The organism is Pantoea septica (genome assembly GCF_002095575.1).
In the GTDB taxonomy this organism is placed as follows: Bacteria; Pseudomonadota; Gammaproteobacteria; order Enterobacterales; family Enterobacteriaceae; genus Pantoea; species Pantoea septica.
Genome location: NZ_MLJJ01000001.1, coordinates 104,528 through 125,501 on the forward strand (window position 1 = coordinate 104,528; position 20,974 = coordinate 125,501).

General features: G+C 60.0%; 23 protein-coding genes. 12 read left to right on the plus strand and 11 right to left on the minus strand.

Annotated elements, in window-relative coordinates; genetic code table 11:
* Positions 1–149 precede the first annotated feature (149 nt).
* Both HA46_RS00510 and HA46_RS00515 read left to right on the plus strand, forming a co-directional pair.
* Positions 150–1,352 carry an FAD-dependent oxidoreductase gene (locus HA46_RS00510; RefSeq protein ID WP_084881865.1) on the plus strand — a complete coding sequence of 401 codons (1,203 nt, stop codon included), beginning with the start codon at positions 150–152 and terminating at the stop codon, positions 1,350–1,352.
* Positions 1,353–1,415: 63 nt separating this feature from the next.
* The gene (locus HA46_RS00515) at positions 1,416–2,696 is read left to right on the plus strand and encodes an MFS transporter (protein WP_084881866.1); all 1,281 of its coding nucleotides are present in this window, start codon (positions 1,416–1,418) and stop codon (positions 2,694–2,696) included.
* Between the two features lie 159 nt (positions 2,697–2,855).
* Here HA46_RS00515 and HA46_RS00520 read toward each other — a convergent pair whose 3' ends face one another.
* From HA46_RS00520 to HA46_RS00545, 5 genes are all read right to left on the minus strand, one after another.
* Positions 2,856–3,104, minus strand: coding sequence for an ElaB/YgaM/YqjD family protein (locus HA46_RS00520; protein ID WP_033747813.1), 249 nt, complete (start codon positions 3,102–3,104; stop codon positions 2,856–2,858).
* A 339-nt stretch (positions 3,105–3,443) separates the two neighbouring features.
* Entirely contained in the window at positions 3,444–4,133 is a 690-nt protein-coding gene (locus HA46_RS00525) for a DUF421 domain-containing protein (RefSeq protein ID WP_084881867.1), read from the minus strand.
* 191 nt (positions 4,134–4,324) lie between these two features.
* Complete coding sequence (locus HA46_RS00530) at positions 4,325–5,338, minus strand: zinc-dependent alcohol dehydrogenase family protein (protein WP_084881868.1); 1,014 nt, start codon at positions 5,336–5,338, stop codon at positions 4,325–4,327.
* Positions 5,339–5,557: 219 nt separating this feature from the next.
* Positions 5,558–6,766, minus strand: coding sequence for an aldose 1-epimerase family protein (locus HA46_RS00535; RefSeq protein ID WP_084881869.1), 1,209 nt, complete (start codon positions 6,764–6,766; stop codon positions 5,558–5,560).
* 536 nt (positions 6,767–7,302) lie between these two features.
* A complete protein-coding gene (locus tag HA46_RS00545) occupies positions 7,303–8,556 on the minus strand; it encodes an MFS transporter (RefSeq protein WP_033789652.1) in 1,254 nt (417 codons plus the stop codon).
* Between the two features lie 438 nt (positions 8,557–8,994).
* On the opposite strand from HA46_RS00545, the gene HA46_RS00550 reads away from it, so the two are divergent.
* Positions 8,995–10,959, plus strand: a complete 1,965-nt coding sequence (locus HA46_RS00550; RefSeq protein ID WP_084881871.1) for a methyl-accepting chemotaxis protein — start codon at positions 8,995–8,997, stop codon at positions 10,957–10,959.
* Between the two features lie 166 nt (positions 10,960–11,125).
* The gene (locus HA46_RS00555) at positions 11,126–11,332 is read left to right on the plus strand and encodes a DUF2767 family protein (protein WP_033789656.1); all 207 of its coding nucleotides are present in this window, start codon (positions 11,126–11,128) and stop codon (positions 11,330–11,332) included.
* 10 nt (positions 11,333–11,342) lie between these two features.
* On the opposite strand, the gene HA46_RS00560 is transcribed toward HA46_RS00555, so the two are convergent.
* Positions 11,343–11,906 carry a hypothetical protein gene (locus HA46_RS00560; protein ID WP_084881872.1) on the minus strand — a complete coding sequence of 188 codons (564 nt, stop codon included), beginning with the start codon at positions 11,904–11,906 and terminating at the stop codon, positions 11,343–11,345.
* A 62-nt stretch (positions 11,907–11,968) separates the two neighbouring features.
* Positions 11,969–12,298 carry a hypothetical protein gene (locus HA46_RS00565; protein ID WP_033789660.1) on the minus strand — a complete coding sequence of 110 codons (330 nt, stop codon included), beginning with the start codon at positions 12,296–12,298 and terminating at the stop codon, positions 11,969–11,971.
* Positions 12,299–12,511: 213 nt separating this feature from the next.
* On the opposite strand from HA46_RS00565, the gene HA46_RS00570 reads away from it, so the two are divergent.
* Positions 12,512–12,691, plus strand: a complete 180-nt coding sequence (locus HA46_RS00570; protein WP_033747773.1) for a hypothetical protein — start codon at positions 12,512–12,514, stop codon at positions 12,689–12,691.
* Between the two features lie 37 nt (positions 12,692–12,728).
* On the opposite strand, the gene HA46_RS00575 is transcribed toward HA46_RS00570, so the two are convergent.
* Positions 12,729–13,085 (minus strand): DUF4186 domain-containing protein, encoded by a 357-nt coding sequence (locus HA46_RS00575; RefSeq protein WP_033747769.1) that lies wholly within the window; start codon positions 13,083–13,085, stop codon positions 12,729–12,731.
* A 97-nt stretch (positions 13,086–13,182) separates the two neighbouring features.
* Here HA46_RS00575 and HA46_RS00580 point away from each other — a divergent pair, with 97 nt between their 5' ends.
* From HA46_RS00580 to HA46_RS00590, 3 genes are all read left to right on the plus strand, one after another.
* Entirely contained in the window at positions 13,183–13,407 is a 225-nt protein-coding gene (locus HA46_RS00580) for a YgdI/YgdR family lipoprotein (protein ID WP_033747766.1), read from the plus strand.
* Positions 13,408–13,528: 121 nt separating this feature from the next.
* Positions 13,529–13,912: a hypothetical protein gene (locus HA46_RS00585; protein WP_084881873.1), complete on the plus strand. Its 384-nt coding sequence runs from the start codon at positions 13,529–13,531 to the stop codon at positions 13,910–13,912.
* A 21-nt stretch (positions 13,913–13,933) separates the two neighbouring features.
* The gene (locus HA46_RS00590; RefSeq protein ID WP_084881874.1) at positions 13,934–14,347 is read left to right on the plus strand and encodes a GNAT family N-acetyltransferase; all 414 of its coding nucleotides are present in this window, start codon (positions 13,934–13,936) and stop codon (positions 14,345–14,347) included.
* On the opposite strand, the gene HA46_RS00595 is transcribed toward HA46_RS00590, so the two are convergent.
* Positions 14,348–15,010 (minus strand): MBL fold metallo-hydrolase, encoded by a 663-nt coding sequence (locus HA46_RS00595; RefSeq protein ID WP_084881875.1) that lies wholly within the window; start codon positions 15,008–15,010, stop codon positions 14,348–14,350.
* Between the two features lie 22 nt (positions 15,011–15,032).
* Positions 15,033–15,959 (minus strand): muramoyltetrapeptide carboxypeptidase, encoded by a 927-nt coding sequence (gene ldcA, locus HA46_RS00600; RefSeq protein ID WP_033789664.1) that lies wholly within the window; start codon positions 15,957–15,959, stop codon positions 15,033–15,035.
* Positions 15,960–16,126: 167 nt separating this feature from the next.
* On the opposite strand from ldcA, the gene emtA reads away from it, so the two are divergent.
* The gene (emtA, locus tag HA46_RS00605) at positions 16,127–16,756 is read left to right on the plus strand and encodes a membrane-bound lytic murein transglycosylase EmtA (RefSeq protein ID WP_033747752.1); all 630 of its coding nucleotides are present in this window, start codon (positions 16,127–16,129) and stop codon (positions 16,754–16,756) included.
* A 14-nt stretch (positions 16,757–16,770) separates the two neighbouring features.
* Here emtA and HA46_RS00610 read toward each other — a convergent pair whose 3' ends face one another.
* Entirely contained in the window at positions 16,771–17,718 is a 948-nt protein-coding gene (locus HA46_RS00610) for a sugar-binding transcriptional regulator (protein WP_033789666.1), read from the minus strand.
* A 183-nt stretch (positions 17,719–17,901) separates the two neighbouring features.
* Between HA46_RS00610 and HA46_RS00615 the strand changes: the two genes are divergently transcribed.
* From HA46_RS00615 to HA46_RS00625, 3 genes are read left to right on the plus strand one after another with little or no spacing between them, the layout of a single operon-like run.
* Positions 17,902–18,843, plus strand: coding sequence for a D-ribose ABC transporter substrate-binding protein (locus HA46_RS00615; RefSeq protein ID WP_084881876.1), 942 nt, complete (start codon positions 17,902–17,904; stop codon positions 18,841–18,843).
* Positions 18,844–18,854: 11 nt separating this feature from the next.
* Entirely contained in the window at positions 18,855–19,463 is a 609-nt protein-coding gene (locus HA46_RS00620) for a DUF2291 family protein (RefSeq protein ID WP_084881877.1), read from the plus strand.
* On the plus strand, positions 19,460–20,974 hold the full coding sequence (locus HA46_RS00625) for a sugar ABC transporter ATP-binding protein (protein WP_084881878.1): 1,515 nt from the start codon (positions 19,460–19,462) through the stop codon (positions 20,972–20,974). Before HA46_RS00620 ends, HA46_RS00625 begins: the two co-directional genes overlap by 4 nt.

The following is a 20,974-nucleotide window of genomic DNA, read 5'->3' on the forward strand; positions in this document are numbered from 1 at the left end:
TTTCTCCTTATGGTGGGATGACAGACATTACCTTTAAGCCTGGCAGCCAGATGGGATCGTTCAAGCCAGACGGCAATATCCCTGCAATAAGTCTGTATTTTATGGCTGACAGCTGGCCTACACTGTCAGGCACTAACCGAGGAGTGACCATGCCATCACAGACGCTTTCCGCTGACTGCTGCATCGTCGGCGGCGGTCCGGCGGGCCTGATGACCGGCTACCTGCTGGCGCGCGCGGGCCTGCAGGTCGTCGTTATTGAAAAACACGCCGATTTTCTGCGTGATTTTCGCGGCGACACCATTCATCCCTCCACGCTGGAGGTGATGCACCATCTGGGCCTGCTGGATAAGCTGCTGGCGCTGCCGCATCAGCGCGCCGAAAAGCTGCAGGCGGAAATGGGCGGAGAGGAGGTGACGATGGCCGATTTCTCGCGCCTGCCGGTGCGCTGCCGCTTTATCGCCTTTATGCCGCAGTGGGATTTTCTTAACTTTCTCGCCGACCAGTGCGCCGCCTTTCCCGGCTTCAGGCTGTTGACCTCGACCAGGCTCAGCGAGCTGATCGTCGAGCAGGAGCGGGTGTGCGGCGTCACCGCGCTGCGCGACGGCCAGCCGCTGACCATCCGCGCGCAGCTGGTAATCGGCGCCGACGGGCGGCATTCGGCGGTCAGGGCGCAGGCGGGGCTGACCAGCCGCGCCTTCGGCACGCCGCGCGACGTGATCTGGTTTCGGCTCGACAAGCAGCCTGAAGATCCTGAGATGGGCACCGGCCACAGCGGCCCGCGCAACAACTTTATCGTTATCGATCGCGGCGACTACTGGCAGTGCGGCTTCACTATCGAGAAAGGGGAGTTTGAGGCGCTGCAGCGCGACGGGCTGGCGGCGCTGAAGCAGCGCATCGCCGCGGTGTCGCCGTTCCACGCCGGCCGGCTGGAGACCCTCGACGACTGGTCGCAGGTCCGGCTGCTGTCGATTCGTATCGACCGGCTGGATAAGTGGATGAGGCCGGGACTGCTCTGCATCGGCGATGCGGCGCACGCCATGTCGCCTATCGGCGGGGTCGGCGTCAACCTGGCGATCCAGGATGCGGTGGCCGCCGCCAACCTGCTGACCCGGCCGCTGCAGCGCGGCAGGGTCACGCTGCGCGATCTGGCCCGGGTGCAGAAACGCCGCCAGTTTCCCACCGTCGCCACCCAGTTTTTGCAGATCAAAATGAGCCGTAAACGGCCGGGCGGCGGCGGGAAAAACCCGATGCCGGGCATGCTGCGCAAATGGCCGTTCCTGCGCTTTGTCTTTGGACGGCTGCTCGGCATGGGGTTTCGCATGGAAAAACCGCGCCGCTTTGCGGCGCGCTGAGGCCGAACGCGCGTCGCAATCCTATACTTGACCCATTAAAAGGTCCGTCACCAGGATACGCCTGTGGAAAACCCTCAACTGCTGGCGCAGCGTCAGCGACGCGCGTTGATAGCCGGTTCGGTCGGCAACTTTATCGAATGGTATGAGTTCGCCGTTTACGGCTTTCTCGCGACGCTCATCGCGCAGAATTTCTTTCAGCTGCACGGCGCATCGGCGCTCAGCAGCCTGATCCTGACCTACGCCTCCTTCGCCATCGCCTTTTTCTTTCGTCCGCTGGGCGCGGTCATCTTCGGCCGCATCGGTGACCGGATCGGCCGTAAGCCAACGCTGATCGCGGTGCTGCTGCTGATGACGCTGGCGACCACGCTGATTGGCCTGGCGCCAACCAGCGCCACGCTGGGCATCGCCGCGCCGCTGATCCTCACCGGATTGCGTATCCTGCAGGGGCTGTTCGCGGGCGGCGAGTATGGCGGCGCGGTGGCGCTGATGACCGAATTTGCGCCGCCGGGCAAGCGCGGGCTCTACGGCGCGTGGCAATCTTTTACCGTGGCGCTGGGCCTGCTGGCGGGCGCGGGGGTCGTAGCGCTGCTTTCGGGGCTGCTCAGCAGCGATGCGATGCTGGCCTGGGGCTGGCGCGTGCCTTTCCTGCTGGCGCTGCCGCTCGGGCTGATTGCGCTGTGGCTGCGGCTGAGCATGGAGGAGACGCCGAGCTTTATTCGCCAGCACCAGCAGCCCCGTCCGCAGGCGAGCGCCGCGCAGACGCTGAAAATTACCCTGCTGGCGATTGCGCGGGTGATGCTCTGGTCGGCGGCGGGCTATACCTGGCTGGTGATTATGCCCAGCTATCTGCAGGCGGCGCTGCACGCTGGCTTCAATCAGGCGCTGCTGAGCGCGGTGGTTTCTAACCTGGGCTTTGCGGCCGCCATTTTGCCGGCCGGCTGGCTCAGCGATAAAATCGGCCGCCGCCGCGTGATGGTTACGGCCAGCGTCTTGCTGCTGCTGCTCGTGTTTCCGCTGCTCAACCTGTTGCAGGCTGACAGCACCTCGACCGCGCTGCGCGCGCTGGTGGTGTTTATCGCCGGCGGCATTGTCGGCATGCTGGCGGGGCCAGGTCCGGCGATGCTGGCGGAGATGTTTCCCACCCATGTGCGCTACACCGGGCTGGGCCTCGCCTATTCGCTGTCGAACGCCATCTTTTCCGGCTGCGCTGGCCTGATTATCACTGGCCTGATGAAGCAGACCGGCAATCTTGATATCCCGGCCTGGTACGTGATGGCCACCGCGCTGGTCTCTATTCCGGCGCTGATGACGCTGAAAAGCAGTGATGCTCAGCAGCGGCTGTAGCCGGGCGTGCTAAAAATCCGGGGTGGCACCCGCATAGAGCGGGTTGGCGCTGGCAGCAGCGTGGAAGAGAAGAACGGCGTGTCGCGGCAGAAGTAACTGACGGGAAGGGACAGGCGTCCCTTCCCGTTCTTCCCGCATTATGCGGGAAGGCGCGCTGGATTATTTACGACCCAGCAGGAAGCCGATAAAGACGCCAACGCCAGCAGCGACCGCCAGACCGGCCAGCGGGTTGGACTGAACCTGGTCTTTGATGGTGTCTGCTGCGTCACGCGCAGCGTAGGTCGCCTGATTGGAATAACGACGCGCTGCACCGCGAACGCGATGACGCGGTGAATCAGTGGCTTCGCCCCATTGCTGCTCAGCGGCACCAGCAACTTCTTTAACGGTATCTTCGATTTTTCCTGACATAGTTCGTCTCCTTTGAGTTGGCGTTCACTAAAAGCGTAGCAAAGCCCGGCGGTTATGCTGGATGCTTACGCTTTTTTCATCCTATGACTGAGGCTGACCGACGGGGCCGCTGCCGCCCGGCGCGCCAGGGGGGTGTTGCCCGCCGGGCGCATGTGGCGGCGCTGGCGCGTCGTACGGACGCGGCGCGCAGGCCGTAACGGCGCACGCGCCGAGCCCGAGTAAAAAAATCATTACCAGCTGTTTCACAGGCTTCTTTTGGCTAAAAAAAGAGCGGCTAAAAGCGTGGCGGGTGAATAGCCGGCGGGCAAACGAGGCGGCGGAGAGTAACCGGCCCGCTATTTATGTTCGATGCGAATGCAGCGCCAGCGACCATATATCACGACCACATTCGGGGCAGCTGCCTTTGTCGCCGGTACGCATCTCTTGTGTCAGACCGCAGCGCTTACAGGCATATAAGCCGTCCTGGGGGATGAGGGTGAAGCAGGGGCGATGCTCAGCGGGCAGAACGGAGAGGCCGGGAACGACATCTTCATCTTTATAAAAATAGAGGCTGAGCTGACCATCGACTTCAACCAGTCCCAGGCGAATCTGACCAAGATGCTCTGCGCCCGCATGCCGCAGCTCCATTAAAAACTCATCTTCAGAAATATTGAGTTTGTCGAGATTACTGGATACGTACTTTCCTTGCGAAATAAGGGTAACGACTTCTCCTTCAATTAAGGTCGACAGCGTGGTCGATCGCGACATAGCCCAGGTCGTCAGACGGTAAAGAGCAAGCAGAACGATAAAAACCATGATGACGGGCAGCACCGGCACATCGTCATAAAAGGTCACGTCGCCGGAGGCTGAACCCAGCGTCAATATAATCACCACCTCGAAAAGCGACAGCTGCTGAACGCCTCGCCTGCCCGAAATTTTAAGAAAAATAAAAACCACGCTGTAGGCAATAAAAACGCGAATGACGACTTCAAAAAGAAAGGTATAAGGCAGGTCGTTAATAAGAAACTTATGAAAATCGAAGTCGGTCATCTTATGTCCTGTTTACTATTCCGGCTTTTCTCGGCGCTGACGATCTGCCAACTGACGTGGATCATGGCAAAGCGGGTTAATGCTGCGGGATAAGGCGGATATCTTCAGGCGCCGGCACGGTCCGACAAGAGCCGCGTGCTGGCGCCATGACGGGAGGGCGATAAGGGAGGGCGCCCTTATCGCCCACGCCATCACCACTCGACGCAAATTTTACCCAGATGGGCGCCGCTCTGCTGGTAACGAAAAGCGTCGCCGAGCTCGGCGTATTTGAAGGTGCGGTCAATCACCGGCTTCTTGCCCATGGTCTCCAGCGCCTTCACAAAATCGACCTGGTCCTGTCGGCTGGCCACAATCAGGCCTTTCAGCTGCACCTGCTTCGCCAGCAGGGAGAGCACGGAGATGTCTGCTTTATCGCCGGAGAGAATGCCGATCTGCGCAATATGGCCGCCGACTTTGACCGCCTTCAGGGATTCATTGAGGGTGGCCGGACCGCCTACCTCCACAACGTGGTCGACGCCGAACCCCTGCGTCAGCTCGAGCGCTTTGTCGCCCCATTGCGGCGTGGTTTTGTAGTTGATGGTTTCATCGGCGCCCATCGCTCGTACGGCGGCGAGCTTTTCATCGGAGGAGGAGGTGGCAATCACCCTGGCGCCCATCGCTTTAGCGATTTGCAGCGCCGCGACAGAGACGCCGCCGGTTCCCTGCACCAGCACCGTTTCACCCGCTTTAAGCTGACCATCTGTAACCAGCGCGCGCCAGGCCGTCAGGGCTGAAGTGGTGATGGTGGCAGACTCGGCATGGCTCCAGCCTTGCGGCGCATGGGTAAAGGCGCTTTCCGGGCGGACGACATATTCGCTCGCCATGCCATCGATGCCGTCGCCGGGGGTATGGGCAAAGTTGCCTGCCGCGGGCACCGGCTTGCCTGCCGGCCAGATGGGGAAAAAGGTAGAGACGACGCGATCGCCGGCTTTGAATGCTTCAACGCCTTCTCCCACTTCTTCCACAATGCCTGCGCCGTCTGACAGTAAGACACGCCCATCCTGGGTAGGGAACTGTCCGCTGGCCACGACCAAATCATGAAAGTTTAGCGAGCTGGCTTTAATCGCCACCCGAATTTCGCCTTTGCCGGGCCTGCCGGGGTCGGCAATATCAGTCAGGGTGATGTTTTCCAGACCGCCGGGCGCCTTGAGCGTAACTGCTTTCATCGTGATCTCCTGTAAAAGCGTGGGTTTATCAAATAACCGGTTAATTAACCTAATAATAGGAGGACTTTATTGAGCAGGGGACCTTTTTGTTACACAGGCGGGGGCAGAGAAAGCGAAAAAAAGCGACCAGGCTAAACAACATACCGGATGAGCATGACCTCAATGTTCCGCAGGTTCGAGAAAGGGCAAACCGCAGCAGTGGCGATCTGCCCGCCGACATTACTCTACGGCGATGGGTTTCTCATTCACCGTGGGCTGTTCATCGCCCTGAATCTGCTTAATGCGCTGTTCGGTTGCGTTAACCGCGCTGGCGCTGCTCAGCAGGGTGTAGGTCAGCTCAAAGGTGGTGCTTTGACCGGGCGCTAACTGCTTCACGCGACCCTGCTCTTTTTCAATGGTGACCGGATAGGCGTAGTTGGTGCCCGGCTCAATGCCGGTAACATAGCCCTGTTTCAGCGTGTCCGTGTTCTTCCACATCGTCAGCAGGGGCAGCTGGTGGGTGTCGAACTCAATAGATGCGCCTTTGTCGCCTTTGCTGTTGATCACCGCCGCCAGCGTTTTGCCGCTGCTGTCCGCTTTTGGCACCAGGTTAAACACCATCTCATCAAAGTCTTTGGTCGGCGCGTCGTAGGTGTTCCACGCTTTCAGGCCGGTTTTCGCATAGTCGTTAAAAGGCGAAACCGACTTCAGCGGGGCGATAAAGCGCGCATCTTTTTCCAGAATCGGCGTGCCGAAGTTGCTGTGATAAATAATTTGATAGTCGTGCGGATAGTCGCCGCGGTTGGTCAGCACGTCATGCAGGGTAAAGGATTTAGCGCCGGGCACGTAACGCAGCTCGGTCCAGGTCTCCAGATTCGCCTTTTTAAAGGTGTTCTCTTTTAGCAGACCGCGCACGCGAATTTCATGCGGCGCCTTCTCATCGACCGTGACCTCAACGCGGGACGCTGGCGTATTGCCCGCTTTACCGTGCAGGGTATAAATCCTGCCGTCTTTGGTCACCGGATGCCCGGTCCACTCGTAGCCGCAGCGCACCATCATTTCGTTGAATCCTTCCAGCCAGCCTAACCCGTTGCGGCTTTCGAGATTGATATAGGCTGGATTCACCACCTCGTTGACCGGCGAATCCCAGCCCAGCCGGACGCCATCGCCATTTACATGCAGCAAATCCATGCCGCGCGTCGGGCTCAGGGCGATAGTCAGGCCATTTTTACTGGTGATGGTCAGCACCTTAGAACCTTCCTGCTTGCCGCCGTGCAGGACTTTCTGCTGTAAGCTGAAAGCGTCGCCGGAGAGCTTCAGCTCTTTACTGTCAACCTGCCAGTTTCCCTTGTCCGTGCCGGCTTCAGCATCCGTCAGCACCCACGTCTGTGCTGCTGCCTGACCACTGATTGCTGCCATAACCATGCCTGCTAAAAGTGCCTTTTTCATTTTTCCGCATCCCGTTGCTGAATTGATTTAGCTTAAGTCGGGTCAGAGTATAAATAGCTGCCCCAGGAAAACGTGATGAGGTTCACCTGACACGATTTTCCGTCGAAAGGATGAGATAATTCAGATCTGCGTCACAGGTTTTTGCTCGCAGAACAAGCGATCAGAGCGATAAACAGAAGCAAAGAGCAAGGGAAAGGTGTTTTAGGTAAATCGTTTCAGCTTTTAGTCAGCTTGTTTGCCGCGCAAAATGCAGGTGAATGAGTCGCAAATTTATCTTTCGTTCAGGCCTGCTTTGCTTTTTAACGTCGCCAGGCTGCTCGCGTCCTTTAATCACGCCCGCCGTCTTCATAGCCGCGACTAACACCCCTGCGTACAGTCGCTTCATTCCGCTGTCACCCTGACTCCTCGACTGCTCAAAAGTGGCGATCGCCCGGTCGTTGCGCGCCATAGCGAGGGTTGATTGCACGGCGATGCGTTGGGATCGCCGTTATTTTCTGGCCGCCCGGGGGTGCCGCGTCGCTGTGATCAGCGCCTTATTATGCATCCTGCAGCCGGGTCAGGATGCGGATCCTGAAGAGGTAAATAAGGGCGCACAGCATCAGGCTGAGCAAGGCGGTGCAGATAAAAACGCCGGCACCGGTCAGCGCCAGCATGACGCCGCCGATCAAGGGGCCGGCAGCGATCCCCAGCGTCGACAACATAGAGGCGCCCAGGTAGGCACCGCGATGCTTTGCCGGCGCCAGCTGATCGAGCAGGATGTTCAGGTTCGGCATAAGAATCGCTTCTCCCAGGCTAAAGACGCCGGTGACCGCCAGCCACAGCCAGATTTCCGTTGAGCGCACGGAAAAAAAGCATATCTGCGACAGGGCGAAAATGAGTCCGCCCAGCAGAATGCGTTTCGGCAGGTTTATCTGCGCCATAAACCGCACAATAAATGTCTGAAACAGCAGCACGGTACAGGCATTGGTGACCAGTATCAGGGTGATCAACTTCACTGCCGCGCCGCCGTCAAGCGACAGCAGGTACTGGGGCAGTATGGCTTCGTAATGGATAAACACCACGCTGCATAAAATGCTGCACAGCAGCGCCGCAATATAGGTTTTATCCCTGGCGATAATACCCACCATCTGGTTCAGCTTCACCGGCGGCTCGCTGCCAGTCTGCGGCTCGCTCAGCAGTTTACCCGCCGGGATAAACAGCAGCACGTAAGCGAAAAAAGGCAGATAGCTCAGTCCGGTTATCAGAAAGGTTCCCTTTTGAGAGGTCAGGCCAAAAACGATCCCCACCAGCGGGCCAAACACCGCCGCGACGTTAATCAGGTAGTAGCGCATTTGCAGCGCAAGCGCACGGCGACGACGATCGCCCAGCAAATCGCTCATCAGCGCGCGCAAAGGGGGATCGACCCACGCGAAGGAGACGCCAATAATCATCAGGCCGACGATAAACAGCCCCAGCCCGGTGGCCTGCGCCAGGGTGACATATCCCAGCGCGGAAAAGGCGCAGCCCAGCAGCAGGATCACGCGTCTGCCCAGTCGGTCCGATAGTTGTCCGCCGTACATACCCAGCGCCACTGAGAACAGCGCGCTGCTGGTCATCGCCATGCCAATGGCGATCGGCGACAGGTGATAATTTTGCGTCATGATGACGGCGATAAATGGCCACGCCATAAAATAGCTAAACCGTATAACGAGCGTAAAAAAGAGCAGCGCATGGACAGTCGCCGGGAAGGATTTTAACGTCTGGAACAGACCCGGTTCCGCGCTCGCGGCAGCGGCGTGTTTCGTCGGCATACTTTATCCCTGTAATGGTTTTTATTAACACGCTGGAATGCTGATGAATATAACTAATTAAATATTAATAAGATTATTATCAGGCTGCGGCAAGATAAATGTTATTAAACTGTTTAATTCGTCAGCTTATGATGTGAAGGCGGGTGGTAGCAGAGAAATATAAGGTAAAGCGCGAAACAGATAATTAAATGCGGAAGTAAGTACTGAAATAACCTGTGGCCGGCGCTTTTCAATACATACCTAACTCCTCTTATCAGTGATGCCAGTCACAGTAATCGCTGAAGCTCTGACAATACGAGTCGATAACCCATGCTCAGCGCCTCTTTTAACGCTGAGTAGGGATCATGAGTACTGATTGCGAACGGACCTGCTTTTAGCCCTCCTTTTTTTTACAACACCAGCCTATGCACGCCTTTTAATTACAGTGGAAATAATAATATGTCTGCTCTCAAGACAATGGGTAAACGCCTTTTCGGTTCAGGTTTCGCAGGCGCGTCTCAGCCCGCCAACGGCATTTTCAACTGCGAGAGCCTGCCGGCCTCGCTCTCTGCGGCAGGTCTCAGACCGCGCGCGGCGGGGGTATTGCTGACGTTCGTGCCGCCCGAGGCCGATTTCCAGAAGGTCAGCCAGGCCTGGCAGCGCTTTTCCTCGGCGGATTTAACCGTGATTACGCTCTCCTCTAACGGCGCGCTCAGCGCCAGCGGCAGGCAGACGACCTACTGCAAAGGAGACGGCCAGGAGGGGAGCTGGCTCTGGCTGCCCCGTAGCCTGGTTGCGGAACATGAAACCCATATCGTTGACCTCCATCTCAGCGACACCCACACGGCGACCGATCGCATCAGCGCGATCGAGCAGGAGCTGGCCGCGCTCAAGCTGCGCATGCCGCTCTCTGCCGATCGCACCTTTGCCATGATCTACTGCGACGGGCTGTCGGCGTCGGAGGGATTTTTGATGCAGGCCTGGTACAACAGCGGCCGTTTTCCCTGCCTGGCGATCGGCGGCTCGGCGGGCGGGCGCGTCACCTTCGACGGCACCTGGATCGGCGTAGGCGGTCGCGTGCTGCAGGGGAAAGCGGTGATCGTTTTCTGCCGCATGGCGGCGGGCAAATCTTTTGCTCCTTTTAAAAGCCAGAACTTTGAGCCGTTGAATAAGAGCTGGTTAATCGCGGAAGCGGATCCCGTTACGCGCACCCTGACTTCGGTGTTCAATCAGCAGGGGCAGCAGCAGCCCTTTACCCAGGCGCTGGCGGAGCATCTGGCGTGCAATGAACAGCAGCTTACCGAGCGGCTGAAAGGGTTGACCTTCGCCGTTAAGGTGGGCGAGGCGTTCTTTATTCGCTCCGTGGCGAAAATGGAGAGCCGCAGCGTGCAATTTTTTTGCGACCTGGAGTTCGGCGACCGGCTCTATCTGATGCGCGAAACCGATTTTAAACAGGCGACGCTGCGCGACTGGCAGGCGTTTACCGGGCGCCACGGCAAACCGGCGGCGATCCTGATGAACGACTGCATACTGCGCCGCGCAGGCAACGCCGATCGGCTGCACGACGCCCACTTTTTCAAAGGCATTCCCGCCGCCGGCTTCTCCAGCTTCGGCGAAATCCTGGGCGTGCCGATTAACCAGACGCTCTCTGCGCTGGTGTTTTTCAATCACGACGCCAATGCGATGGCGCAATTTCCCGTGGAGTATGCCAGCTATGCGGCGCATTACGCCCAGCGCGCGCTGCGCCGCTGGGAGGCGCTGAACCGCGTGCAGTCGGGCGTGCTGGCGCGCGTGGTGAATTATCAGCAGGAGCTGGCTCCTATCGTGCAGGCGCTGCCGGTGCTGGAAGCGGCGACCCAGAGCCAGAGCGAAGCGCTTACGATGGCTGAAAGCGCTATCCGCGGCATCAGCGATATCGCCAGAGAAAGCCAGCAGGCGCAGAGCCGTTTAGGCGAGGGGCTGGACGATCTGGAGGAGATATCAAACGGCATCAATGTCATTACGCATGGCATCAGCAATATCGCTTTCCAGACCAATATTCTGGCGCTTAACGCGGCGGTGGAGGCGGCGCGCGCGGGCGAAGCGGGCAGGGGATTCGCCGTGGTGGCGGGAGAGGTGCGTCGTCTGGCCCACTCGTCTAAAGAGCAGGCGGAAGCCACGGCGAGCAATATCGACGATGCGGTGAGCACCATTTCACGCATTCGCGACGTGGCCACCAATACGGTGCAAACCGCCACCGATATGGCCGAGCGCAGCATTCTCGCGGCCGATAGCATCGCGGCGATGAGCCATCGCACGCGCGAAGAGCGCGCAGACATGGCGAAACAGCTGGATAGCCTGCGCACCCTGACCGCTGGCATGGACGCCATGCAGGAAGCGGTGGCAGAGCTGAAAGTGCTGCAAACCCTCTCAACCCGCCGGTAAGGCACCGCTGGCGCAGCTCTCTGGAGAAGGGCTGCGCCGAAGACGAAGCGGAGCCCTAAGCCTCAGATGCTGTTCCGCCTGCGGCGGGTTTGCGTCGCTCGACGATCCTGACTACTGTTTCTGAATACTCTTTTACGACGACCGGCGAAGCCTGGCAGGAGGAGCGATGAAGCGCGATGCATTAAATGAAGATGATTACGACGAAGTCTGCCGCGTCATTGGCGATGCGGTGGTCGTGCTGGCCGAATCGGGCCATGAGACCAAACGGGAAGAGCTTTCCGCACTGCTGAAGCGCGCGCGGCAGCACCGTTCTCACAGCGAGCGCGATGAGCAGCGGATGCTGGAGCACGCGATCCGTCTGGTTAAGCCTTAAACGCTGGCCGCTATGCCTGCTGCGCCAGCAGCCCCTGGCGGCTGGCGGGATACCAGCTCACCAGAAAATGCCGCAGGTGATCGAGGCACCACTCCGCCTCGTCGCGCTGCTGGCAGTAGTACATTACCGTCACCTTTTCATACTCCCGCGCGCGTTGACGCAGCGGCGACCAGCCCCAGTCCAGCACGCAGCGGGCGTAGTTAATCAACGCCTCCGGCTGCATATCGTGCTGCGTCGCCTGCTCGCGCAGGTAGCGTCCGAAAGCCTGGTCGAGGCTTAGCGTCTCTTGCCGGGCGACCGGCAGGTCGGGACGGAAAGCGAAATCGATAAAGCCGCATACCGCATCGTCGCGCTGCTGCCAGTCGCACGCCAGCGTCATAAATAGCCCATCCTGCAGATTGATCTCTTCCAGCAGACGCCGAAGATTCGCCGACTGCGCCAGCACCGCGATCTCATCGATGCGCTCTGTTTGCAGCGTGAGATCGATGCCGCACGGGTTGAGCGAACCGTCCTCGTTGCGCGTGGCGGGGAAGGGGAAATCGATGTAGCCGTTGTTGTCCAGTCGCTTTTCCATGGAGGGTGAGCCTGCAGCCTGACGAGCCACGACAATAAACTATCTGGCCGCCGGACGCACGCCTAAGGGCACGTCCAGGTGATCATGGTGTCTTCGTGGGGATTGATCAGGCGGAACTGCTTATCCGACAGCCGCTGGGCGTAGTAGCCTTCGGCGGTGACGGCGGAGGGGATATATTTGAAACGATCCAGCGACTGCAGTGTCCCACTCTGCACGTTGACGCCGTCGCGGCTGACGGTGAAGGCGCTGACGAGGTCGAAAATCGTCGCCTGCGTCTGCCCCATCGGCTGGCCGTAAATAGTGCTGACTTCGCCAGCGCACTCGACCCCTTTCGGGCCGGAAGCGCAGCCGGCAAGCAGCGTAATAAAAGTGAAAACGGTGAGTCGCAACATATCCTGTACCTGCTTCGATCCCTGGGTATCCCGTGGCGCTAATTTTGACGCGTTGCGTCCCGGCTATTGTGATCATAGCAGGTCTGGCGCGGCATCCCATTTGCAGTTCGATTAATAGTTAAGCGTTAAACGTGCCAAAGGGTGACTTGAGTAGCATATTAAAGGTATTCTTGCCATCTTTGCGCACCAGTTGGGCGATTTAAGGGAAACTGAATGAAAGAAGAAGAAGCCAGTCTAATGATTATCCGTCATGCGATCGAGAGGCTTGAAGCGGAAAAGAAGCAGCAGGTGATCTCCTGCGTGGCGGCCATCCGCGATGTTATGCAGGGATACGACGAGGAGGACGCCTCGCTGGCGTTAATGCTGGTCGCCGCAGAGGTTGCGGCAGAATAAACGTCAGCCCGGGGCTGCATGATGCGGCGCCGGGCTTTTAGCGGTTCATCTCACTCACCAGCCAGCGGTGGATCACGCTGACAATCCACGCCTGCTGCGCGTCGTCCAGCGGCTGATGAGCAGCGATGCCGTGCCACTTCGCCAGGCAGCCGCGACAGCAGGTCGCCGTAGCATGCTGGGCGATAAACACCGGATGACCGCGCATCGGCGTCTGCTTTCCGTCATTCTTCGGCTCCGCCTGCGCCAGACGCTGCGCGACAAAATCCGCCGCATGCCTGTCGATCACCTCCGGCCCTTTCGCCAGACAGTATTCACGCTCCTTCACGCCCAGATGAAAGCGCCGCCGAAATGGCGACTGCGCCAGCCGCTGAAACAGGGCATCTTGCCGATCCATAGAATCTCCTTTAGGAATCAATGCGCTTTAAGTCTCTTCCTGGTTTCGCTTTGGCGAGGCTGTGCTAAACCTAAAGCGAACCTAGGAAGGAGGAAATATGAAAAAAACAGTTATGGCGATCGGTATTCTGAGCGCGGGCCTGATGCTGGCCGGCTGCGCGAATGACCACGTGCTGCACACCAACGACGGCCGCACTATTGTGGCGCAGGGCAAGCCGAAGGTAGATGACGACACCGGTATGATCACCTACAAAGACGTCTACGGTAAAGAGCAGCAAATCAATCGCGACAGCATTAAAGATATGTCGCAGGTCGGAAATTAACGACAGCTTTTGTCACACTTCGGCCCGCCCGGCGCGGGCCGTTCCGCTTTTTCCCGCCGTCTGATGTGATACTCTGAAAATAGTTAACCAAATCAGAGCATAACTTCGACGGAGCCCGAAAATGAAAGCCACTCTGTTCACACTCGGCCTGCTGAGCTGCGCTATTGCGCCCGCCTGGAGCGAAACCCAGTTCCAGATTACCTGTCCCGGCCGTCCCACCATGACCATCTCGCACGCCGCCTATGGCCTGAGCACGCTTAGCTGGCCGCAGCACCATTTTCAGATTGCCGCCGGAAAGCAGCATACCCGGCTGAAGGACGGCGATAGCGTCGCCATCACCCGTTTTCGCAACGGCGACCAGCTGATTGTCAACAAAGCGAGCGACGAGACCTTCTTCGTTTACCGCGACAGTAACCGGCTGTTACCCTGTAGCCGCAGCGAAACGCGCGATGTCGATCAGCTATCGCTGGAGCCGTACGACGATCGCGACCATCCGCACTCTTAACCCGCTTTAGCTGGAGAGTCTATGCAACTGAACGTTACCGATGCGGTCACGCATCAGGATCTGGATGAAGTGCGCCTCGGCCTGAACGCCTTCAACAGCCGCTTTATCAATATCGACGAGATCAAAGCCATCGGCGTGTTCGTCACCGACGAGCATGGCAAAAAAAGGGCGGGGCTGACCGGCTCGACCACCGGCAACTGGCTGCGTATCGATATGCTGTGGGTCAGCGACGCGCTGCGCGGGCAGGGCGTCGGCACGCAGCTGATCGGGGCGGCGGAAGAGGAGGCGCGCCGACGCGGCTGCCGCTATGCGCAGGTCGACACCGCCAGCTTTCAGGCGCGCCCGTTCTATGAAAAATTAGGCTACAGCCTGCGTTTCAGTCTGGATAACTACCCGCGCCACCATCAGCGTCACTATCTCAGCAAGGCGCTGTAATCACAAAGGCGGCTGCTGGCGCATATCCAGCGGCTGCTGCTCCGCCTCGTCAATCGCCGCCAGCCAGCTTTGCAGCGTCACCTCGACCCATGAAAGATGGCCGCGCGTGGTGCTCATCAGCACCACATCGGGCCGCAGCGTGCGGTAAAACTCCAGCGACTGCTTTAGCTCGTGCGGATTGCTGTCCGCCACCAGCACCGTGATCCAGCGATGGTGATCGCGCGTCAGAGTGTCGCCGACAAACAGATAGCTGCGACCCAGCGGCGAAGAGTAGAGAAAGCTGCTGCTGCCTGGCGTGTGGCCCGGCGTCGGCAGCAGATGGAAGTCGCCGAAGTGCGTCTCCTGATGGCTAAAGGTGTCATCCGGCTCCAGCACCCGGCTGACGGGGCCGAGAGAGCGGCTGTGGCAGTAGAGCGCGCTGCTGAAGCGCTGCTGGATCACGGCGGCGCCGGGCGCCGCTTCGTGCCAGTGGGTCAGGTAGTGGCGGATCACGCCGCCCTCGTCGGCCAGCACCTCATGATCGAGCGGGTGCTCCACGCGGCCAATCAGCAGGTTGCCGCGCGGGTGGCGCAGCATAAAGCCGTGCATCATTAAATCATTAACGGCATCTTCCGCCGGAAATTCCGGCGTGGAGATCCACAAATCGTCGTACAGCGGCTTCAATGGCGATCTCCCTGAGAACGGCTTAATGCTCGGGTAATACGGGATGGCCAGTGGCCTGCAGTTCGGCCTGATGGTTCGCCACGCGCAGACGGGCGCGCGCGCCTAGCGGCAGCGTTACGGTATCCGCATCATGACCAAAGGCCAGATCGCTTATCACCGGCAGGCCGGTGACGTCGCGCAGATAGTGCCAGACGCTGGCGAAGTCGAACCCGTTGTCATAGTCGCTGAGCGCGCTGCTGGTAAAGCTGCCGGTGATGATGGCGCGCTGTCGCGCCAGGATGCCGCTCTGCTGCAGCTGGATCAGCATGCGTTCGATGCGGAACGGATGTTCATTGACATCCTCGATCACCAGAATGCCGTCGTCGAACTGCGGCAGCCAGGGGGTGCCGATCAGCGAGCAAATCATCGCCAGATTGCCGCCCCACAGCGTGCCCTGCCACTCGCCGGCGTCCGGCGTCTCGCTGCGCCAGCCAACATTGACTGTAGGCGAAGTCAGCGCCTGCCAGAAGTGCGTCAGGGTAAAATCAGATAAAACCTCCGCGCCGAAATTGCCGGCCAGCATCGGCGCGCTAAAGCTCACAAGGCCGGTCTGCGCCAGCAGGGCGAGCTGCAGCGCGGTAAAATCGCTGTGGCCGCACAGCGCCAGCGGCTGATTCAGCAGGCGGCGCTGCAGCCCGACGTAATCGACCTGCGCCAGCAGGCGGCTGGCGCCGTAGCCGCCGCGCACCGCCAGCACGATGTCGGGCAGCGTCTCGAGCTGCGCCAGCCGGTTGAATTCAGCGAGACGTTCGGCGTCGGTGCCAGCGAAACGCTGAAAGCGGCGGCCGATGGTTTCCAGGTTTTCGACCTGATGGCCCGCCGCACGCAGCCGCTCGACGCCGCGCCAGGCGGCAGGCTGGTTGTGACAATATCCGGAGGGCGAAATGAGATGAACGGAACGAGAAATCATAAGGCTATTCCTGCGGTTAGCGGGCGATTAACAGGCCGATGATGACGAAAAGCGCGAGGGAAGTCACTTCGCGACACGGTTTTTTACGCAATTAGGATAAACGGTAATTTTGCTGCGGCGCGCGCCAGGTATGATAGCCTGCGACCACACTGCATCAGGATGAAAAATTGGTGAAATTTCGATATCTTGCCCTTTCCGCGCTGCTGCTGGCGGGCTGCGCCAGCGAACCGTCAAAACAGGTCGTTAAGCAACGCAACACGCCGCTTACTCAGGCGCCACCGTCGAATATCAACGCGACCTGGGCGATGTTCACCGAAGATGCCGCCAGTCATTATGGCGTTGATGAGAAACTGCTCAGCGCCATTATCACTGTCGAATCGGGCGGTAACCCCGGCGTCGTCAGCCGATCCAATGCGGTGGGACTGATGCAGATTAAAGCCGCGACGGCGGGCAGGGAAGTCTATCGCGTGCAGGGGCGCCGCGGTCAGCCGTCGAACGCCGAGCTGCGCGATCCGGCGAAAAATATCGATATCGGCGCCGCCTATATCAAGATCCTGCAGGAGTCGGCGCTTTCCGGCATTCGCGACCCGCTGACGCTGCGCTACGCCACGATCGTCTCCTACGCCAACGGCGCGGGCGCGCTGCTGCGCACCTTTTCCCGCGACCGCGACCGGGCTATCGCCATGATCAACGCCATGTCGCCGGACGAGTTCTACCAGCACGTTCAGAACAAGCATCCCGCCGCGCAGGCGCCGCGCTACCTGTGGAAGGTCACCACGGCGTACCGCACTATTTAACGCCTTTTAACGCCTTACTCCACCAGCAGCCGCGCGGTGGGGTAATCGACGATCAGCACGTTAACGTAGCCGCCGCGCAGCGCGCCGCGGATGGCGTGCGCCTTCTCTTTGCCGCCCGCCAGCGCCACCACCTGCGCGCAGTTGCGCACCTGCGCCAGCTCCATGCCGATGACCGGATCCTCTTCCGCGCTCAGCACCGGTTCGCCCTGCGCATCGAAGTAGTGCAGGCAGATATCGCCGACCGCGCCGCGCTGCGCCAGGGTGCGCAGCATCTCCTCGTCATAATAGTTGCCGGAGTTGCGCAGCAGCGCCGACGGCTCCAGATCGCCGATGCCGACGATAGCCAGATCCACCTGGTCAAACTTCTCCAGCACCTCCGCGACGTCCGGGTTGGCCGCCAGCCGCTGGCGATCCTGCACCGAGTGCTCGATCGACTGCGACGGCAGTAGCCAGGAAGGGCAGTTCAGCAGCGCTGCGAGGTTCTGCGTCAGAATCGTCGCCTGCACGTTGCCGTTGGCGCCGACGCCGCCCAGCAGCTGGATCACCCCTTTGCAGGCGGCGTTAAAGGGGTGCAGCGCATCCACCATGGCGCGGATGGTGCCGCTCCAGGAGGAGATGCCGATCAGCTCGTCGGCGCGCAGCCGCGTCTCCAGATAGTGCGCTGCCGCCGAGCCGATCGCCTGCTTGATCTGCTGCGAAGAGGCGTTTTCCGGCACGTCGACCACAATCGCCTGCGGCAGCCCATAGGTCTGCTCGATCGCCTTCTCCAGCGCCGGAAAGATATTGGCGGGCGGCACGACGCTGATCTTCACCACGCCCTCTTTCACGCTGCGGTTGAGAATGCGCGAGACAAAAGACTGCGACAGCTTCAGCATCTGCGCGATATCTGACTGTTTCATCCCTTCGCTGTAGTAAAGCGTGGCAATCTTCACCATCAGCCGTTGCTCATCCTGTTTCGCCATTCATCCTTCCTCTCTGTGTCGGCCTGGTATTGTTAACCAGGATGGGGGAAATCACAACGCGTGACATTTTGTGATCGTTTTCGCTTTTTAAACAATCGGGGTTGCGCGCCCGCCTGAAGCGGGTGCATAGTCATCTTGCATATAAAATCGCAATTGAATATTTATTCAAGCGGAGAATAACCGATGAACGCACCCCTCGTCAAAATTACCCTACTGGCTTCACTGATGGCGCTCTCGACCGCCGCGCTCGCCGCCGATAAAGGCCTGCTGGCGATCATTACCCCGTCGCACGACAATCCCTTCTTCAAAGCGGAAGCGGACGGCGCGCAGGAAAAGGCTAAGGCGCTCGGCTACGCCACGCTGGTGGCGTCGCACGACGACGACGTCAACAAACAGAACCAGCTGATCGAAACCGCCATCGCGCGCAAAGCCAAAGCGATCATTCTCGATAACGCCGGGGCGGACGCCACCGTCGGCCCGGTGCAGAAAGCCAAAGATGCCGGCATCCCTACCTTCCTGATCGACCGCGAAATCAACAAAACCGGCATCGCCGTGGCGCAGATCGTTTCCAACAACTATCAGGGCGCGCAGCTCGGCGCAGAGAAGTTCGCCAAACTGCTGAACGGCAAAGGCAGCTACGTCGAGCTGCTGGGCAAAGAGTCCGACACCAACGCGGGCGTACGTTCGCAGGGCTATCACGACGTGCTGGACGACTACGGCGACATGAAGATGGTGGCGCAGCAGAGCGCCAACTGGAGCCAGACCGAGGCGTTCAGCCGCATGGAGACCATTCTGCAAAAGAACCCCAACATTGTCGGCGTGATCTCCGGCAACGACACCATGGCGCTGGGCGCGGAGGCGGCGCTGAAGGCGGCGGGCAAAACCAACGTTATCGTGGTGGGCTTCGACGGCAGCGATTACACCCGCGACTCCATTCTCAACAAAGGCAATATCAAGGCGACGGTGCTGCAGCCGGGCTGGGCGCAGGCGCAGATGGCGGTGGAGCAGGCGGACTACTACCTGAAAAACGGCAAAGCCCAGAAAGAAGAGAAGCAGCTGATGGACTGCGTGCTGATTGACGACAGCAACGCAGCGAAGCTGAAAAACTTTAACCTGGCGAAGTGACCGGAGGCGGCATGAAACGGAGCAGAGCGATGCTGGCGATCACCCTGGCGCTGACGGTAAGCGGCTGTACCGTGGTGGATCTCGACGCCAGCGGCAACCCGATCATGCCGAAAGATCCCCATGCGAAACCGAGCTACAGCAGCCAGACGCCGCAGCAGATCGCGCAGGCGAGCTGGCAGAGCCGGGTGCTCGACGCGGCGCAGCAGCGCGCCATGAGCTGGGCGGATATGGAGACCAAAAGCGGGACGGTGAAGGCGGGCGGCAGCGAAAGCGTCTTTGTGCGCGCCAGCGGCAGGGTGGCGGCGGTGGACGAGAGCAACAGCCGCGAGCGCACCCTGACGCTGACCCTGAACGGCAGGCCGGTAACAGTCAGCCTCGGGCCGGTGATCCGCAGCAACGCGCTGCGCGATGCGGCGGGTTTCCGCTTCGAGGAGTTCACCAATCAGGTGCAGTACGCGCAGCTGACCCGCGCGCTTAACCGCCACGCGGTGCAGCAGCTGCCGAAGGTCGACGCCAGCTGGATCGGCAAACCGGCGCAGGCGCTGCTGGCGGTCGAGATGGGCCACGGCGTGGTTAACGACGTGGTGGCGGTAGAGCTGAAGCAGGGAGAGGCGCCATGAGTGACGACATCATCCTGAAGGCAAGCAATATCACCATGCTTTTTCCCGGCACGCTGGCGCTGGACCGCGTCGACTACCGCGTCTGGCGCGGCAAGGTCAACGTGATTATCGGCGAAAACGGCGCGGGCAAATCGACCCTGATGAAAATCCTCGCCGGGGTGCAGCAGCCCACCAGCGGCGAGCTGTTCCTCAACGGCGAAAAGGTGGTGCTGAGCAGCACGCGCGCCGCCGCCGCGCTCGGTATCGGCATGGTGCATCAGGAGCTGAACCTGTTTGAAAACCTGTCGGTGGCGGAGAATATTTTTCTCGGCCGCGAGCTGCAGCGCGGCATCCGCCCCATTAACGAAGCGGAGCAGGAGCGCCGCGCCGCCGCGCTGATGGCGCGCCTTGACCAGCCCATTTCGCCGAAAGAACCGGTCGGCAACCTCAAGGTCGGGCAGCAGCAGCTGGTGGAGATCGCCAGGGCGCTGGCGGAAGACGCCGATATTCTTATCCTCGACGAGCCGACCTCGGCGCTCAGCAAAATCGAAGTGGAAATCCTGTTCCGCGTCATCCGCGAGCTGACGCGGCAGGGCGTCACCCTGATCTATATCTCGCATCGCCTCGAAGAGCTGATGGCGATCGGCGACGTGATCACCATTCTGCGCGACGGCCGCTTTCAGGCGGAAGCGCAGGTCAGCGATATCGACGTGCCCTGGATCGTGCGCGAAATGCTCGGCAGCGAGCCGATGAGCAACTTTCTGCCGGACGGACGCACCTTCGGCGCGGCGGTGCTGGAGGCGGAGCACATTACCTGCGTCAGCTCCAACGGCAACACGCTGGTGGACGACGTCACCTTTAACGTGCGCGCCGGAGAGATTGTCGGCATCTACGGGCTAATGGGCGCAGGGCGCACCGAACTCTTCGAGTGTCTGCTCGGCAGCGAACGCAACTACCTCGGCAAAATCTGGCTCGACAGCAAGCCGGTGCCGACGCGGCTGCCGCCCGCCGAGCGCATCCGCATGGGCATGAGCCTGGTGCCGGAAGATCGCAAGCGCGCCGGGATTTTCCCGGGATCCTCGGTGGCAAGCAACCTCACCATCGCCAGCCTGTGGCGCCGCCTGACGCACCGCTTCGCCATCGCCCGGCAGGAAGAGCGGGAAGCGGTGACCCGCACCGTCGGCAATCTGGCGATCAAGATCTCCTCGCCGGAGGTGGCGATCAGCGCCCTGAGCGGCGGCAATCAGCAGAAGGTGGTGATCGGCCGCTCGCTGCTGACCAACCCGCGGCTGCTGCTGCTGGATGAACCGAGCCGCGGAATCGACGTCGGCGCCAAAGGGGAAGTTTTTCGCATGATGGTGCAGCTGTCGGAGCAGGGCATTGCGGTGCTCTTCTCCACCTCCGATTTGAAAGAGATCATGGCGGTGGCCGATCGCATCCTGGTGATGTCGGGCGGCAAACTTACGGCTGATATTCCGCGCGGCGACGCGGAAGAGTCAGCGCTGGTGAAAGCAAGCGCACAGGGGTTCTGA

Excerpts from the sequence above, each read along its gene's own strand:
- HA46_RS00525 (WP_084881867.1), bottom strand. The coding sequence starts at position 4,133 with ATGACCGACTTCGATTTTCATAAGTTTCTTATTAACGACCTGCCTTAT.
- HA46_RS00520 (WP_033747813.1), bottom strand. The coding sequence starts at position 3,104 with ATGTCAGGAAAAATCGAAGATACCGTTAAAGAAGTTGCTGGTGCCGCT.
- HA46_RS00620 (WP_084881877.1), top strand. The coding sequence starts at position 18,855 with ATGAAACGGAGCAGAGCGATGCTGGCGATCACCCTGGCGCTGACGGTA.
- HA46_RS00615 (WP_084881876.1), top strand. The coding sequence starts at position 17,902 with ATGAACGCACCCCTCGTCAAAATTACCCTACTGGCTTCACTGATGGCG.
- HA46_RS00575 (WP_033747769.1), bottom strand. The coding sequence starts at position 13,085 with ATGGATCGGCAAGATGCCCTGTTTCAGCGGCTGGCGCAGTCGCCATTT.
- HA46_RS00535 (WP_084881869.1), bottom strand. The coding sequence starts at position 6,766 with ATGAAAAAGGCACTTTTAGCAGGCATGGTTATGGCAGCAATCAGTGGT.
- HA46_RS00585 (WP_084881873.1), top strand. The coding sequence starts at position 13,529 with ATGAAAGCCACTCTGTTCACACTCGGCCTGCTGAGCTGCGCTATTGCG.
- HA46_RS00530 (WP_084881868.1), bottom strand. The coding sequence starts at position 5,338 with ATGAAAGCAGTTACGCTCAAGGCGCCCGGCGGTCTGGAAAACATCACC.
- HA46_RS00550 (WP_084881871.1), top strand. The coding sequence starts at position 8,995 with ATGTCTGCTCTCAAGACAATGGGTAAACGCCTTTTCGGTTCAGGTTTC.
- HA46_RS00555 (WP_033789656.1), top strand. The coding sequence starts at position 11,126 with ATGAAGCGCGATGCATTAAATGAAGATGATTACGACGAAGTCTGCCGC.
- HA46_RS00565 (WP_033789660.1), bottom strand. The coding sequence starts at position 12,298 with ATGTTGCGACTCACCGTTTTCACTTTTATTACGCTGCTTGCCGGCTGC.
- HA46_RS00545 (WP_033789652.1), bottom strand. The coding sequence starts at position 8,556 with ATGCCGACGAAACACGCCGCTGCCGCGAGCGCGGAACCGGGTCTGTTC.
- HA46_RS00590 (WP_084881874.1), top strand. The coding sequence starts at position 13,934 with ATGCAACTGAACGTTACCGATGCGGTCACGCATCAGGATCTGGATGAA.
- ldcA (WP_033789664.1), bottom strand. The coding sequence starts at position 15,959 with ATGATTTCTCGTTCCGTTCATCTCATTTCGCCCTCCGGATATTGTCAC.
- HA46_RS00510 (WP_084881865.1), top strand. The coding sequence starts at position 150 with ATGCCATCACAGACGCTTTCCGCTGACTGCTGCATCGTCGGCGGCGGT.
- HA46_RS00625 (WP_084881878.1), top strand. The coding sequence starts at position 19,460 with ATGAGTGACGACATCATCCTGAAGGCAAGCAATATCACCATGCTTTTT.
- HA46_RS00610 (WP_033789666.1), bottom strand. The coding sequence starts at position 17,718 with ATGGCGAAACAGGATGAGCAACGGCTGATGGTGAAGATTGCCACGCTT.
- HA46_RS00570 (WP_033747773.1), top strand. The coding sequence starts at position 12,512 with ATGAAAGAAGAAGAAGCCAGTCTAATGATTATCCGTCATGCGATCGAG.
- HA46_RS00560 (WP_084881872.1), bottom strand. The coding sequence starts at position 11,906 with ATGGAAAAGCGACTGGACAACAACGGCTACATCGATTTCCCCTTCCCC.
- HA46_RS00580 (WP_033747766.1), top strand. The coding sequence starts at position 13,183 with ATGAAAAAAACAGTTATGGCGATCGGTATTCTGAGCGCGGGCCTGATG.